Annotated in this window: 13 protein-coding genes; 7 read left to right on the top strand and 6 right to left on the bottom strand. The window is 45.3% G+C overall.

Annotated elements, in window-relative coordinates; translation table 11 throughout:
- The 4 genes from ABNS49_RS11180 to ABNS49_RS11165 form a co-directional block, all read left to right on the top strand.
- Positions 1-188 (top strand): hypothetical protein (locus tag ABNS49_RS11180; RefSeq protein ID WP_348688190.1); only part of this gene is annotated, 188 nt, incomplete at its 5' end.
- Between the two features lie 345 nt (positions 189-533).
- Positions 534-2033 carry a zincin-like metallopeptidase domain-containing protein gene (locus ABNS49_RS11175; protein ID WP_289182912.1) on the top strand — a complete coding sequence of 500 codons (1500 nt, stop codon included), beginning with the start codon at positions 534-536 and terminating at the stop codon, positions 2031-2033.
- A complete protein-coding gene (locus ABNS49_RS11170; RefSeq protein ID WP_289182913.1) occupies positions 2033-3178 on the top strand; it encodes a DUF3991 and TOPRIM domain-containing protein in 1146 nt (381 codons plus the stop codon). The genes ABNS49_RS11175 and ABNS49_RS11170 overlap by 1 nt, the downstream gene beginning before the upstream one ends.
- A 485-nt stretch (positions 3179-3663) precedes the next feature.
- Entirely contained in the window at positions 3664-4272 is a 609-nt protein-coding gene (locus ABNS49_RS11165; protein ID WP_289182914.1) for a recombinase family protein, read from the top strand.
- Positions 4273-4297: 25 nt separating this feature from the next.
- Here the strand turns inward: ABNS49_RS11165 and ABNS49_RS11160 are convergent, their stop codons facing one another.
- Positions 4298-5317, bottom strand: coding sequence for a HipA domain-containing protein (locus tag ABNS49_RS11160; RefSeq protein ID WP_289182915.1), 1020 nt, complete (start codon positions 5315-5317; stop codon positions 4298-4300).
- Positions 5314-5559 carry a hypothetical protein gene (locus ABNS49_RS11155; RefSeq protein ID WP_289182916.1) on the bottom strand — a complete coding sequence of 82 codons (246 nt, stop codon included), beginning with the start codon at positions 5557-5559 and terminating at the stop codon, positions 5314-5316. Before ABNS49_RS11155 ends, ABNS49_RS11160 begins: the two co-directional genes overlap by 4 nt.
- Positions 5560-5745: 186 nt before the next feature.
- Between ABNS49_RS11155 and ABNS49_RS11150 the strand changes: the two genes are divergently transcribed.
- Positions 5746-7173 carry a recombinase family protein gene (locus ABNS49_RS11150; protein ID WP_302607870.1) on the top strand — a complete coding sequence of 476 codons (1428 nt, stop codon included), beginning with the start codon at positions 5746-5748 and terminating at the stop codon, positions 7171-7173.
- A 574-nt stretch (positions 7174-7747) separates the two neighbouring features.
- Here the strand turns inward: ABNS49_RS11150 and cysK are convergent.
- A complete protein-coding gene (cysK, locus tag ABNS49_RS11145) occupies positions 7748-8680 on the bottom strand; it encodes a cysteine synthase A (protein WP_135979134.1) in 933 nt (310 codons plus the stop codon).
- A gap of 3 nt (positions 8681-8683) precedes the next feature.
- A complete protein-coding gene (locus tag ABNS49_RS11140) occupies positions 8684-9982 on the bottom strand; it encodes an O-acetylhomoserine aminocarboxypropyltransferase/cysteine synthase family protein (RefSeq protein ID WP_288341376.1) in 1299 nt (432 codons plus the stop codon).
- Positions 9983-10160: 178 nt separating this feature from the next.
- Here ABNS49_RS11140 and ABNS49_RS11135 point away from each other — a divergent pair, with 178 nt between their 5' ends.
- Both ABNS49_RS11135 and ABNS49_RS11130 read left to right on the top strand, forming a co-directional pair.
- A complete protein-coding gene (locus ABNS49_RS11135) occupies positions 10161-10589 on the top strand; it encodes an Rrf2 family transcriptional regulator (RefSeq protein WP_288341374.1) in 429 nt (142 codons plus the stop codon).
- Positions 10586-11755, top strand: a complete 1170-nt coding sequence (locus tag ABNS49_RS11130) for a cation diffusion facilitator family transporter (protein WP_288341372.1) — start codon at positions 10586-10588, stop codon at positions 11753-11755. Before ABNS49_RS11135 ends, ABNS49_RS11130 begins: the two co-directional genes overlap by 4 nt.
- Here ABNS49_RS11130 and ABNS49_RS11125 read toward each other — a convergent pair.
- Both ABNS49_RS11125 and ABNS49_RS11120 read right to left on the bottom strand, forming a co-directional pair.
- Positions 11752-12510: a DeoR/GlpR family DNA-binding transcription regulator gene (locus tag ABNS49_RS11125; RefSeq protein ID WP_135979130.1), complete on the bottom strand. Its 759-nt coding sequence runs from the start codon at positions 12508-12510 to the stop codon at positions 11752-11754. The genes ABNS49_RS11130 and ABNS49_RS11125 overlap by 4 nt on opposite strands.
- Before the next feature lie 209 nt (positions 12511-12719).
- Complete coding sequence (locus ABNS49_RS11120) at positions 12720-13889, bottom strand: IS110 family transposase (RefSeq protein ID WP_304805508.1); 1170 nt, start codon at positions 13887-13889, stop codon at positions 12720-12722.
- Positions 13890-13970 lie beyond the last annotated feature (81 nt).

Below are 13970 nucleotides of genomic sequence, written 5' to 3'. Positions count from 1 at the left end.
ATATAGACCCGGATTTTAATCCAAACGAAGAAGATCCTGGGGAAGAGCATGAGGATTACAAATTGGATGAAGATGGAAATGTCGTTGAAATCATCGAACGAAAAGTTCTTTTTCCAAAGTTTTTCTATGACGGCGACTACTCCGAAATCATGGATTATATCGTGGAGAATTTAGATGAAAATGAATAAAAACATGAAATTCTAGAAAAGCTAAGGCGGTAAATTATCTGCGACCTATTGGTAGGAAGGGGATAGTTTACAAATTAGGGATCTCTCTCCATTCGTCTTTATACGAGAAAGAAGGGGAGCGATTTGCAAATATGCAAATCGCTTTTTTAGTGTAAGAAATAGTGAAAAGGAAAGAAACCTATGGTATAATATTTATGCAAGTAAGGTGATTCCCCGCCATCTGGTTTCAGAAAAGTAGGGTAGGTGACAAATGAGGATTTCCCTCTCCATTCGTCGTTATACGAGAAAGAAGGGGAGCGATTTGCTATTAAGCGAATCGCTTTTTTTTATTTTATAGATGAGTGAATGAAAATGAAAATATTAAATGATGAATTGAAGATTTATGAAATAGACTATGAATACATTTCTTTTTTACAAAAGGCTGATAAAAGAGTAAGTATAAAAAAGCATAGGCCTTTTGTCGGCGTTCTTGTAAATATGGAGGGCGTTCATTATTGTATTCCATTAACTTCCCAGGTAGTTCCAAAATCAGGACGACTAAGAAATGAGTTGATTACAACTATTATTGAAGACAAGTCTGGACATCAAATAGCAGCAGTTTTATATAACAACATGATTCCTGTTTCGTTAGATAGGGTAAGAAAATGGAAACCGAAAAATAGAATGGAGCAGGACTATTTACGTAACGAAATCCGATTTTTAACACGCAATAAACAAGAAGTTCTTGATAAGGCTAGTTTTGTTTTGGAAAATTCTTCACGTTATCCTTTTATGAGGAAGATTTGTGTCAATTATAAGCGTTTGAAAGAGCGTTTATTTTTATTTAATGAAATTCAAAAAGAGAAAGGAAAAAATGAAATGGAAAAGAAAAAAGCGCCAAAGAGTGTCAAAGAAAGATTGGTGGAAGCGTATATAAAGTGTTTGGAGAAAGGGACGATTCCTTGGTATCGCGGATGGAGTGTGACGGCTCCGATTCACAATATGTCGAGTGGTCGAGCGTATACTGGATACAACCGGCTGATCTTGCAGCTGGAATCCGCGGAAGCCGGATATAAAGATCCGCGGTGGCTAACGTTTAACCAAATGAAGCAGATGGGTTTTAGTATGGATAAAGGAAACAAGGGAGTGCGACTAGAGCGCAAGTATTTATTCGATAAAAAAGCCAAAGAACCGATTTCATTGGACGAATATAACATACGAAAAAATAGTCCAGATTTTGATTCTGCTCAATATCAATGGCGGTCACGCCCCTTTTATGTGTTCAACGCGGAACAAATAAATGGGGTTCCTCCTCTAGATAAGAAGTTGATTCCGATTAAAGGAAATGAAGTCATCGAGCAGATTCCTGAAAAAATGGGTGTCACCTTAACTTACGGAGGGGATAAGGCTTATTATAATCCAATCCGTGATTCCGTACGATTGCCGGAAAAAGGACAATTTAAAGATGAATATGTTTACGCATCGACGTTGTTGCATGAGCTTTGTCATGCGACTGGTCATAAATCACGACTTAATCGGGACATGACTGGAACATTTGGATCAGAAGAATATGCGAAAGAAGAGCTGCGTGCGGAAATTGGCAGCTCTTTTTTGATGGCTGCTTTGCAGATCGAGCCGAGTCAACAGCACATGGATCGGCACAAAGCGTACGTACAAGATTGGGTGGCTGTTTTAAAGAAAGATCCGGAAGAGCTGGATAAAGCAATCAAAGGGGCCGAGAAAATCGAGGAATACGTGCGAAAAGTCGGCGGAATTGATAAGGCCCTAGAACAAGCGAAGAAGCAGGAAATCACACAGGAAAAGAAGTTGCCGATGAAAGAAAAAGATAAGGGAATTTCTCTCTGATGACTGGCCGGAAAAATACGAATTACTGGCGCCCGCCAGTAGCGGCAGCACGGCTCAAAGAAGCAATCAATACCCAGCTGGATATATTAACGATAGCGGACCAGCTGGGCTTGAAATATGAGAAACACGGCCGCGGAAAAGTTCGACTGGTCGATCATGACTCCTGTATTATCAATGTAGGAAAAAATGATTTTGCCAGGTACTCCCAGCTTAATGAAAATGGAAAAGTAGTCGGCGGCGGCCCGCTGGATTTTTACATGCACTTTGCTGGAAAAAAGTACTTTGAAGCTTTGCATGACTTGGAATCGCAAATTGAAAAAGGTGTGGCTGTTGTCGAGTCCGCGCCGCGGCTGGAAGAAGAGACGCTGACGCCGGAAAAAAGGCATCGGCAGCTGGCGGGCGAATTGTCTGCGGCGTTAAATCGAAACGCGGATAATGCGTCGATGCGCCAGGTATTCGCGTATTTGACGAAGACCCGAAAGATTGATCCGGAAATCGTACAGGCTTTTGTGAATCAAAAAGCCCTCTTTCAAATTTCTGGTCAAAAAGGACATGCCCAATGTGCTTTCGTCGGCCGCAATGAAAAAGGATTGATTAGCGCTATTTCATTTCGCGGCACAAGTTCAAGTGTACGTTTCATGGGAGATTTTGAAGGCTGCGATTACAACAGGGGCTGGTATTTTGATCCCACGTATGATTTGCAGCAGCGCGCGTATGACGAAAAGCCACGTGCGCCGAAGAAGAAAATTTTACTTTGTTTCGAATCGGTCATTGAAGTGATGTCTTATATGTCGATTTTAAAAGCTGGAGGGTATAAATGGAAAGGATTCGCTTATTTGGCCACTGGATCCGTGACAAAGACGAAGGCCGTTTTTGAAACAGTGCGTCTATATAAGCCTAAAGAAGTTGTGATGATGTATAACAACGACCTAGAAGAAGAAAAGAAGAGCGGAAGAAATCCTGGAAAGCAGGCGGCGGAATTGGTAGCGGAAAAGCTGCTCGAGCAAGGTACGCCGGCCAAAGTTCTGCTTCCGCAAAAAGCCAATGATTGGAACGATACTCTAAAAGCGATGAAAGCGGGAGAAATCGAGCTATCAAAAAAAAACGAAAAAAGCAGAATGAGAGAGCCGGATAGATCACGGTGATTCTGGCCAAAAAGGGAAGCGGAAATTCGGTAGCAACATTGCTACTAATTATGTGATTAAATCACACAATTAAGAAATCGACCTTCTTGACGATAAAATCGTTAATGATAAAATGTGATTAGGCACAAGAGTTATAGGCCGACATGATTAAAAGCGATAGGAATATCACCCTATCGCTTTTTTTTATTGCTCCATTTTTTTATCTCGGATTTAATCCACTCGCAAATAAAGTAGCGAATGACATCCTTGATAATAGAGGAGATAAAAGAAAGGATTAAGATCCCTCCTGGGAGTAATTTTCTTCCCGTCACTATAATATCATATCCGAGTAGGAAAGTGGGATAATATTTTATATTTTAGGCCTACAAGAAGGTACACCTTTTTATAGGTTTAAAAGGAGAGATATATCAACTATAAAAAGGTTCTTTTTGACATTTTTATAGACTATATAATCTTTCTATACCTTTTTATAGTATAATGGGAATATGCAGACGGAAAAAGGAATAAAAGTGGGATACGCAAGGGTATCATCAAAGGATCAAAACGTTGATCGTCAAATTCAGCAATTAGAGCCATTGATTACAGATAGGCGGTACTTGTATGTCGACAAGAAATCCGGAAAAACTTTTGATCGAGCAGAGTATCGAAAGATGAAAGATTTTTTAAGACCAGGGGACACGCTCATTATTTGCAGCCTGGATCGTCTCGGAAGAAACGCGTCGGAAATGGAAAAGGAGTGGAAAGAGCTGACGGATCGAGGTGTTTATATGCAAGTATTGGATATGCCGATTCTGGACACCAAGCCCGGCCAGGATACAATCAATGCGTTGGTTGTAAAAATCGTTTTTGATTTGCTTTCGTATATCGCTCAAATCGAAAGAGAGAACATTCATAAGCGGCAGCAGGAGGGAATCGCAGCTGCCAAAAAGGCGGGGAAGCATCTGGGACGTCCAGGGATTACCTACCCTGAAAATTGGTCAGAATTAATATTGCGATATGAAAGCCATGAAATCACAGGCGGCCAGGCCCGGGAGCTTCTTGGGTTAAAAGAAGCCACCTTTTATAATTTGCTCCGTAAATATCGCAATAAATAATAAAGCGCCCGTAGTGGACGCTTTTTTAATGCTCTAAATCTTGTTCTGGTTCTTTCACGCTTTGGGCTAGTGGAATGTATCCGGCACGCTTTAGCGAGATGTTGTTGTTGCTCTTTATTCTCTTTTCCATGGCTTTCTGCTGGTCCGGAGTGAGATCTCGATATTTTAACTTTACATACTCTTTTAAAAGGATTTGGTTGTACCGGATTTTCAATGTTTCAAACATAAACTGTTTAGATTTCGGTTCATCGAGAAAAGGGGTGGCTTGAATAATCTTATAGATTTTTGTAAGGTCGATTCTTGGAAAAACATCAAGAATTGCCTGTTTAAGAAACCGATCGGCGTTTTCATATACGTCGATAAAGCGTAGTGTTCTTCCGGTTTTCTCTTCCGAAAATTGAGAGCGCATATTGTAGGCAATATTTCTTAGTTGACCCGTATGCAATAAATAATCGCTCATTTCCTGAACGGTATAAAGCGGATGAAGGCAAGAGCCACAATCGTAAACGGGCGCGGGTATAATCGTTCCGTCTTGCGTTTCAGCCAGTCCCCAGTTTTCCATATGCCGATCGTAATTGCCAATCAGCGAATCTACAACAAATATTTCCCAAAATCTTTTTCGGACATCGAATCGCAGTTCTGGGCTTGGTAGAGATTTGATCGTTTCATATAAGGAGGAAATCGTTCTCGATTTACCAGAAAGATTTGAATCTAAGTCGCTCAATTCAATCCGCGCAATCGGGTTGAGTGAAAGGCCAAGATTTTGAAAGTCTTCACAAGCAACGACGACAAGTTTTTTTCCTTTCCATTCATATTCGCCAAGGTACGTTTTTTGAACAGGGATGCCTATTGATTCAAAAACATGACAACCAATATACTCCGAAAATTGATTATTCATATAAGACAGCTCACGTCTAACTTCGCGTACTGGATCCGGAAATTTTACCAGATAGTATTTTCCGTCGATTAGAAACCGCTTTTTCCTTTCGGATCCGCCGTATATATTCATGACTTCTTTTCCCTGATTAAGGTCGATTGTATTCATTTCCATTCTCCTGCGGTCAAGGATAAAAAGTAATCTTTCATTTCGTCTCTTTGGGTTTCCGTGATTTGGTGGGAAAAGGCTGCGATTTTTAAATCAGTTAATAAGGGGCCAAGCTCATTTTTTAAATTTCCCAATGAAATCAGCGTTCTCTCTTTTTCCCAGATTCTTGCTGCTTCGTATACGGTTTCCATTGAGCATCGTAAAACCTTTGAATAGTTTTTTGGGTCATATTTCTTATCCATAATTCGTCTCCTTTCATTTGTTTATACTAGTCTATCATAAATAAAAAAAATATGCTTAAAAGTGGTTTTTATAGATATTCAAAATGTATTGTGCTTATGGTGCCAAAAAAAGCCGGTCAATCAAGTGCGTTGCTCACTTGACAGATCGGTTTTTTTTGACCGGCCAGAAAGTGGAGGTACATAAGAATGAAAACAATTTATTTGAGTTACTCGCGAGTTTCATCTCGAGAGCAGGCCCAGTATGGGATGAGCATTGAAGCCCAGAAGGACGAGCATATGGAGTATGCCAGGAATCATGGTATTTCGATTGACGAATTTTATACTGATGATGGGTATTCCGCTGGTGGATTTAAAAGGCCAGGCTTCCAAAGGTTGTTAAAAAGGGTTTCTGAAAATACCCTGGTGAATGGCGGTTACGATTATCGTTTCGTACTTCTGATCCGGTATCAAAATCGACTCATCCGCGACATCTCGAAAAAGAGAGCCTTACAATGTCTATTTAAAAAGTACAACGTTGAAGTTGTTTGTATGAATGGCCGATGGCAGGGTACGCCGATTGATGGCGGATTGGAAACTGACATTGAAATGATATTTGATGAGAATGAACGAGCGCGGGTTAGCCCTCGTGTTATTTCCTCCTATATCAAAATTGCCAAAAATGGCTGCTATCCGATTGGAGGCTATCCGCCACTAGGATACAAAAGAGAGAAGGTAGGCCGTAGTAGAAAACTTGTGATCGACGAGCAGACAAAAGATTTTGTAATCCAACTTTTTGAGGTTTTAGCGTTAAACCGGTATACGATTGTACAAGTAGTGGAGTATTTGCGATTCAATAAAGCGGTGGGAAGAGTATGGAATGTAAAAATGCTGCATAAGATTATAGATAATCCGATCTATTATGGCCGACTAAAAACAAGGTGGTTTGACTCCGAAGATCCGAATTTGCAGTGTGACCGATCTGGGTGGTATAGCGAAGATGTGCATACTGTCCCGCTCATTTCAAAAGAGCTTTTTCAAAAGACGCAGGACGCGATTCATTATAAAAAGAAAAAAGAATATCATACTTATCCACTGAAAGGAAAAGTGAAATGCATTCTTTGCGGTGAGTGGATGAGCCTAGCATCCTGTTATAAGAAGACTAGAAGAGGGAAATCTATTTTGTATCAATACTATCAATGCAAACACTGTAAGCAGCGGTTGAATCAAACCTATATTATGGAGGAAATCATTTGGCGATATCCTACTTTTGAAAGAAAAATGTTGAATCCTCAGGAAATCAGCAAGATGAAACTTAAAATGAAGGCGAAAAAAAGAAGGAATGAATTGCTCGATCAGTTTTATGACGACGGTGTTATTGACGAAAAAGAGTACATCGAGGAGGCAAGAAGTTTAAAAAAAGAAATTTCAAAATTGAAAAAGGAAATTGAGGATGTTCAGAAAAAGAAATCTTTGGATTTTAAAAAGCTTCCGGCGAAATTGAAGAAGAAAATCTTTGAAGAGGTTGTCGAAGAAGTCCAGGTGATTCCTGGGTCGATTTATAAGGGTGGGGAAGTCATTAAGGTGATATTTAGAGATACACGAATTAAAGTTCCAAAAAGGTCAAAGAAAAAATAACTTAAAAAGGAGTCGCGACCGACTCCTTTTTAAGACCTAGTTAAAATATAGCAATAAAGTTCGCCATATATTTACAAAAGAATAATAGCATAGAACCTAAATAGAATCAATCTCTTTTCGATCTTCTTTTCGATTTTTTGTTAAAACCCATATTTTTACAAAATATAAATATTGTTATTTGTAGCACAAATGTTATAATAAAATCATCTAGATAAAATATATAAAGTTCGTTTTAAAAGGAAAAGCGAAGCGCCATTTTGAAAATCAACTCCCGGAAGGGAGTTTTTTCTTTTGTGATGAGATGGAAAATGCATTCGTCCATTTGATATTGAAATAGAGAATGATAAAGTATGAATAGGCACGAAAGCAATAAGCCGACATGTTTTTTGGTTTTGTGCTTTTTTCGTCCATCTTCTGATCAAGCCACTTGCAGATGAGGTGGCAAAGAACATCTGCTACGATAGAAGAAATGAAAACAATAAGTGCCTCCATGATTAAAAGCGATCGCGTGGGACGATCGCTTTTTCTGGTGCTGATTTTGAAAAATGAGGTTTTATGATCTTGAAAAGGAGGCCTACTCTTCAAAAAGCGGCGTGGACATATAGCGGTCGCCCGTGTCCGGGAACAGAACGACGATGTTCTTTCCTTTGTTTTCCTCGCGTTTCGCCACTTCGATAGCGGCCGCGAGCGCGGCGCCGCTCGAAATGCCCACAAGAATGCCTTCCTTTTTACCCACACGGCGGGCGAGGTCAAAGGCTTTTTCGTTCGATACCGTGATGACTTCGTCATAGATGCGCGTATTCAGCGTATCCGGAACGAATCCGGCGCCAATGCCCTGGATCTTATGCGGACCGGCATGGCCCTCGCTTAAAATCGGGGAGTCTTCCGGCTCCACCGCCACGACGCGAATCGTTGGATCCTTTTCTTTCAAATACGAGCCGACGCCGCTCAACGTGCCACCCGTGCCGACACCCGCCACAAAGACATCGACTTTTCCGTCCAAATCGTCCCAGATTTCCGGACCGGTCGTCTTTTTGTGGATCGCCGGGTTGGCCGAGTTCGAAAACTGGCTCGGGATCCAGCTGTTCGGAATGGACTTCGCCAGCTCTTCCGCTTTGGCGATCGCGCCCTTCATTCCTTTGGAACCCTCTGTCAAAACAAGTTCGGCGCCATAAGCTTTCATGAGCTTGCGCCGCTCGACACTCATCGTATCCGGCATCACGATTAACACCCGGTATCCACGCGCGGCGCCCACCGCCGCCAGACCGATGCCTGTATTGCCCGAAGTCGGCTCGATGATCGTCGCGCCTGGCTTTAACACGCCTTGCGCCTCGGCGTCGTCGATCATCGCCTTCGCGATGCGGTCCTTCACCGAACCAGTCGGGTTGAAGTATTCCACCTTCGCGAAAACGCTGGCGGGAAGTTGTTCGCTTTCCTCAATGCGCGTCAGGCGCAACAGCGGGGTATGGCCGATCAGCTGATCCGCCGAAGTGTAAAAACGGGACATAAGTCACTCCTCCTTCTTTCTTTGGGACACGGCCTCGAACCCTCGTTCGAGGTCCGCGAGAATGTCGTCGATATGCTCGAGCCCGATCGACAGCCGAATCGTGTTCGGGCCGATGTGCTGGGCCGCCAGCTCCTCTTCTGTGAGCTGGGCGTGCGTTGTGGTCGCCGGATGGATCACGAGGCTTTTCGCGTCCGCCACGTTGGCCAGCAGCGAAAACAACGACAGCGCGTCGATCAACGCGTGCGCCTCTGCCTGACCGCCACGAATGTCAAACGTGAAAATGGACCCGGCACCGTTTGGAAACAGGCGCGTGTACAAATCGTGGTCGGGATGCGAAGGCAGCGCCGGGTGGTTGACCCGCTCGACAAGCGGATGGTTTTCCAGAAACTCCACGACCCGCAACGCGTTTTCCACGTGCCGCTCCACCCGCAGCGACAACGTCTCGATGCCCTGCAAAATCAAAAACGCGTTGAATGGGGAAATCGTCGCGCCCAGATCCCGCAGCAGGATCGCCCGGACATACGTCACGAACGGCGCGTTTGGCGCCGCGTCTACAAACGAGACGCCGTGGTAGCTCGGGTTGGGCGCGCTCAACGCCGGAAACTTGCTGTTGTTCCATCGAAAGGAATTGTTTTCCACGATCAAACCGCCCAGCGACGTGCCATGGCCGCCCAGAAACTTTGTCGCCGAATGGACGACGATGTTGGCGCCATGCTCGAACGGACGAATCAAGTACGGGGTGCCAAACGTGTTGTCCACCACCAGCGGAATGTCGTGCCGTCTGGCGATTTGGGCAATCGAGTCCATATCCGGAATGTCGCTGTTCGGGTTGCCCAGCGTCTCCAAAAAGATCGCCTTCGTGTCGGGCCGTATCGCGTCTTCTACCGCCTGCAAATCGTGCGCGTCCACGAACGTTGTCGAAATGCCAAAATGCGGCAAGTCATGCGCCATCAAGTTGTAGGATCCGCCATAAATCGTCTTTTGCGCGACGATATGGCCGCCATCCTGCGCCAGCGCCTGCAACGTGTAGGCGATCGCGGCCGCGCCCGAAGCGAGCGCCAAAGCCGCCGTGCCGCCCTCCAGAGCCGCGACCCGCTTCTCCAGCACCTCCTGCGTGGAGTTCGTCAGCCGGCCGTAAATATTGCCCGGATCGCCCAGGGCGAAGCGGCTGGCTGCGTGGGCGCTGTCATCAAAGACGTACGAGGTGGTTTGGTAAATCGGAACCGCTCTGGCGCCGGTCGCCGGATCGGGCGCTTCCTGCCCGACATGCAGCTGCAACGTTTCAAAACGAGGGTTTGTCATAGAGATGTCTCCTTCCTGTGAGATAGTCCCACTATACTCCTATTAACCTACTATGTAAATTGGTGATTGAAAGAAATTGAAATTTTTTGAAAGAAATGAAAAAGACGATTGCTCGTTTCCGGGGCGAACAGTTGCGCCCGCCGCAAATCATGATAAGATGGGAGAGATAGGAGGGACTATGCTCATTTCAACCAAAGGAAGATACGCTTTGCGATTTATGATCGACCTGGCCGAGCACGAACAAGACGGCTATGTCCGGCTTAAAGACATCGCGGCCCGCCAGCAAATTTCCGAAAAGTATTTGGAAGCGATCGTGAAGGCGCTTGGAAAACAAAAGATGATCGTCGCCTTGCGGGGGAAAGGCGGCGGATACCGGCTGGCCAAAGCGGCCGACGCGTATCCGGTCAAGACGATTCTCGAATGCATGGAAGGCTCGCTGACGCCCGTCGCCTGTCTTGAAAAAGGCAGCCTGCCTTGCGAGCGCCGCCAGCAGTGCCGCACGCTCTCGCTTTGGGAAGGACTCGACACCGTCATCTCGGACTATTTGGCCCGGTTCACGCTGGCCGATCTCGCAAAACCAGTAGAAATGGAAGCAAGAAAATCATGATTGGATTCTTAATAAAAAAACTAGTAAAAAACAGCGGCGACACCCGGTCACTGGCCGTGCGCGCCAAAGTCGGCAAAGTGCTCGGCTACGTGGGCATCGTATTGAACACGCTGCTGTTCGTAGCCAAATACTTGATCGGCGTGCTGGTCAACTCGATCTCGATTCAGGCCGACGCCATCAACAACCTGACCGACGCCGGCAGCAACATCGTGTCGATCATTTCGTTCCGGCTCGCGGAAAAGCCCGCCGACCAGGACCATCCATATGGACATGAACGCACAGAGCTCATCACGTCGATGTTCGTCGGCATCGCCATCGCCATCCTTGGCTTTGAAACGGCCAAAGACAGCGTGCACCGCATTTTCCATCCTGAAGCCATCGACTTTCAATGGAGCGCGGTCGCCGTCCTCGTCTTGTCGATTTTAGTGAAATTCTGGATGTATCTGTACAACACCCGGTTTGGAAAGCGATACAACTCGTCTTTGCTGCTGGCCAACGCCATGGACTCCAAAAGCGACACCATCGGAACGCTGGGCGTTTTGATTTCGACGCTGCTTTCGCCCGTGATCCATTTCCAGCTGGACGGCTACATGGGCCTGATCGTGTCGGGCATCATTTTTTACAGCGCCTACGATTTGCTCAAAGACGTCATGAGCGCGCTGCTTGGCAAGGCGCCGGACCCGAATCTGATTTATGCGCTGTCCAACCAGATTTTGGAATGCCCTGTCGTGATCGCCGTCCACGATGTGCTCATCCACTCATACGGGCCGAATCAAAACTACGCGACCGCCCACGCCGAAGTGGACGCCCGGCAGTCGCTGCTCGACGTGCACAGCGCCATCGACCAGGTGGAGCGCCAAATCAAAGAAGAAACCGGCGTGAACGTTTCCATCCATGTCGATCCGGTTTTGCTGGATGACAAGATGACGCGCCAATACCACACGGTATTCGATCAAGCCGTGTTCGCGCTGGGCGGCCGCGACTGGGATATCCACGATTTCCGGGTCGACCCCCACAAAGACCACGTCGACGTGTTTTTCGACTTGGTGGTGCCGTACGCGGAAACGCGCGGCGAAGAAGAGCTGGCGAAGGCGATCCGCGCCAAATCCGGCGTGGGAGACGAAGTCAGGCTCTTTATCGAAATCGACCATCCTATCGGCGTTTAGTCGATTTCATACACGGTTGGCACCGCGCCAACCGTTTTTCTTTGCTCGGGCGAAAGCTTGTTCGTGACCAGAACGTCGATTTCCGAAAAACGGCAAAACGAGAAAGGCGCCTTCGTTTCAAACTTGGACTCGTCGCACACGACGACAAGCTTTTTGCTGCGGTTGATCAAGTGGCGCTTCAGCCCCATTTCGTTTTCGTTGCACGTCGTAAAGCCCAAACTGTCCTTGAACCCATCCGTGCCTAAAAAGGCGATGTCGATTTGCAGGTGGTCGATCAGCTCGGTCGCGAAGTTGCCGTACGTGCGCATGCCGTTGTTGAAAACGAAACCGCCAATCATGACGATTTTCAAATCCAGCTTGACACACTCGTTGGCAATCAGCAGCGAATTGGTGACGACAATCAAGTCCTTTTTGCCAACCAGCGCTGGCAGGCCGGGCAGCGTCGTGCTGCCCGAGTCGATGAACACGACGTCGCCATCGTGCACGAGCGTGAGCGCGAACGACATCGCCCGCCGCTTCTCGTCCTGGTTTTCCTGGTTGCGCATCGCGACCGGGGACTCGACCATTCCCATTTTCAGACGCGCGAATCCGTGCTCCTTAATGACCAGACCGGCTTTTTCCATGACGTTTAAATCAGCGCGCAGCGTTTCGGGCGTGACCGAAAGCTGCTGAGCGAGGTCTTTGATCTTCGTCCGGCCCTGGCGCAGCAGGATCTCCCGCAAATGATGGTGGCGTTCTTCTCTTTTTTGTGACATGACGACTCCTTTCCGGACAGCGTGCCTTGGTTTTTATTATTATAAAAGAGGAAAGACAACTATATAGGAAGTCAAGTATAAAATTATGAAATAGTTTGAAATATTATTGCTTGATTTGTTGTCGATTTGATCTTTGAAATTGTAAAAATGTGTACACTAAAAAGAACTATGGGGAAATAGCTTTTTTAAAGATGACTTTGACTTATTTATTATCGTAAAAGGGCTGGATCAAATTCTTTGCCGGTCGTCAAAATATGATAGATTATTCGAAGCAGTTTACGCACGCAGTGGCCTTGAGCACAAAGGTGGGACTTACCTTCTGCTCGCTTCTTTGCATAGTATTGATTGAATACCGGATTGAAGAGGATTACTGCCTGAATCGTTTTATAAAGTGTTGCTCTTAGATACTTTGACCCTTTCTTTTCTAACCTTGTTCGTGCCATACTATAGGTACCCGATTCATATACAAATGGATTGGTTCCTGACAGTTTGATGATTTGTTTGGCACTTTCATATTTGGAGAAATCGCCGATCTCTGCCAGGATAGACATCGCTGATATGTGTGAGATACCAGGGATGGCAAGAATGGGAGAGTTTAGTTGTCGGCTGAACTCTTCTATTTTTTTCTCAACAGCCTCTAGGTTTGAATTGATCTTTTCGATCATCTCCACAGTCTGCCGGATTTCTATTTCCATTGCGAAATTAGAATGACCGATCGATTGTTTGGCTGCAGATTTGAGCTCTTCCGCAGTGATAGAAACGCAGCGTCCTCTATCTACGATCAAAGCTTTCCGAAGAGTTCGTATGTCTGTAGAAGCAATGTTTTCGGCACTCTGAAAGTCATGGAGAACCTTTAAATAGGTATTTGAATAAGCGGTAGAGAACAAAGAATCAAATTCCGGAAAAGTGATATCGATCAACTTCTTCAATCGATTTTTGTAGATATTACTGGATTTGGTCAGGTGCAGACGATAGCGAGTAAGCTCGCGAATCTCATGATAAGAGAAATGATCATCTTTGATGATTCGATAAAGTCTAGGCATTGCCAAGGCAGAACCAATCGTAACCGAGTCTAGTTTGTCGTTCTTGGCTTTACCAAAAGCCAAGCGAATATGATTGGTAGCTAAAGGATTAAGCATGGCCACTTTCAATTCTTTGGATAAAAGAAAACGTTGAAGATTATCGCCATAATGGCCAGTATCTTCCATACCGATAATGTAATCATCATTGGTGAAAGAGGAAACGGTAGATAAAAACAATTGGAAACCAATGATATCGTTATTGAAGTCAAAAGGTTCAACGTAAACGACACCATCATTATCAATGACAGAAGCTGTATGTTTGAATTTACTGACATCGATGCCGATCAAATAGCGCATAAGAGCACCGTCCTTTCTAAAATGAGCGAATGGAATCTCCACTTACAAAGTATTCGACTGATCCTGGTACAAGAACTCAAA

The organism is uncultured Dubosiella sp., from assembly GCF_964018005.1.
GTDB lineage: Bacteria > Bacillota_I > Bacilli_A > Erysipelotrichales > Erysipelotrichaceae > Dubosiella > Dubosiella muris.
The sequence above is the reverse complement of the archived record's forward strand: the minus strand, read 5'-3'. Positions and strand labels throughout refer to the sequence as shown.

What these genes read in the sequence shown, in the direction of transcription:
- ABNS49_RS11170 (WP_289182913.1), top strand. Translation starts at nt 2,033, where the DNA reads ATGACTGGCCGGAAAAATACGAATTACTGGCGCCCGCCAGTAGCGGCA.
- ABNS49_RS11160 (WP_289182915.1), bottom strand. Translation starts at nt 5,317, where the DNA reads ATGAATACAATCGACCTTAATCAGGGAAAAGAAGTCATGAATATATAC.
- ABNS49_RS11175 (WP_289182912.1), top strand. Translation starts at nt 534, where the DNA reads ATGAAAATGAAAATATTAAATGATGAATTGAAGATTTATGAAATAGAC.
- ABNS49_RS11140 (WP_288341376.1), bottom strand. Translation starts at nt 9,982, where the DNA reads ATGACAAACCCTCGTTTTGAAACGTTGCAGCTGCATGTCGGGCAGGAA.
- ABNS49_RS11135 (WP_288341374.1), top strand. Translation starts at nt 10,161, where the DNA reads ATGCTCATTTCAACCAAAGGAAGATACGCTTTGCGATTTATGATCGAC.
- ABNS49_RS11165 (WP_289182914.1), top strand. Translation starts at nt 3,664, where the DNA reads ATGCAGACGGAAAAAGGAATAAAAGTGGGATACGCAAGGGTATCATCA.
- ABNS49_RS11125 (WP_135979130.1), bottom strand. Translation starts at nt 12,510, where the DNA reads ATGTCACAAAAAAGAGAAGAACGCCACCATCATTTGCGGGAGATCCTG.
- ABNS49_RS11120 (WP_304805508.1), bottom strand. Translation starts at nt 13,889, where the DNA reads ATGCGCTATTTGATCGGCATCGATGTCAGTAAATTCAAACATACAGCT.
- ABNS49_RS11155 (WP_289182916.1), bottom strand. Translation starts at nt 5,559, where the DNA reads ATGGATAAGAAATATGACCCAAAAAACTATTCAAAGGTTTTACGATGC.
- ABNS49_RS11150 (WP_302607870.1), top strand. Translation starts at nt 5,746, where the DNA reads ATGAAAACAATTTATTTGAGTTACTCGCGAGTTTCATCTCGAGAGCAG.
- cysK (WP_135979134.1), bottom strand. Translation starts at nt 8,680, where the DNA reads ATGTCCCGTTTTTACACTTCGGCGGATCAGCTGATCGGCCATACCCCG.
- ABNS49_RS11130 (WP_288341372.1), top strand. Translation starts at nt 10,586, where the DNA reads ATGATTGGATTCTTAATAAAAAAACTAGTAAAAAACAGCGGCGACACC.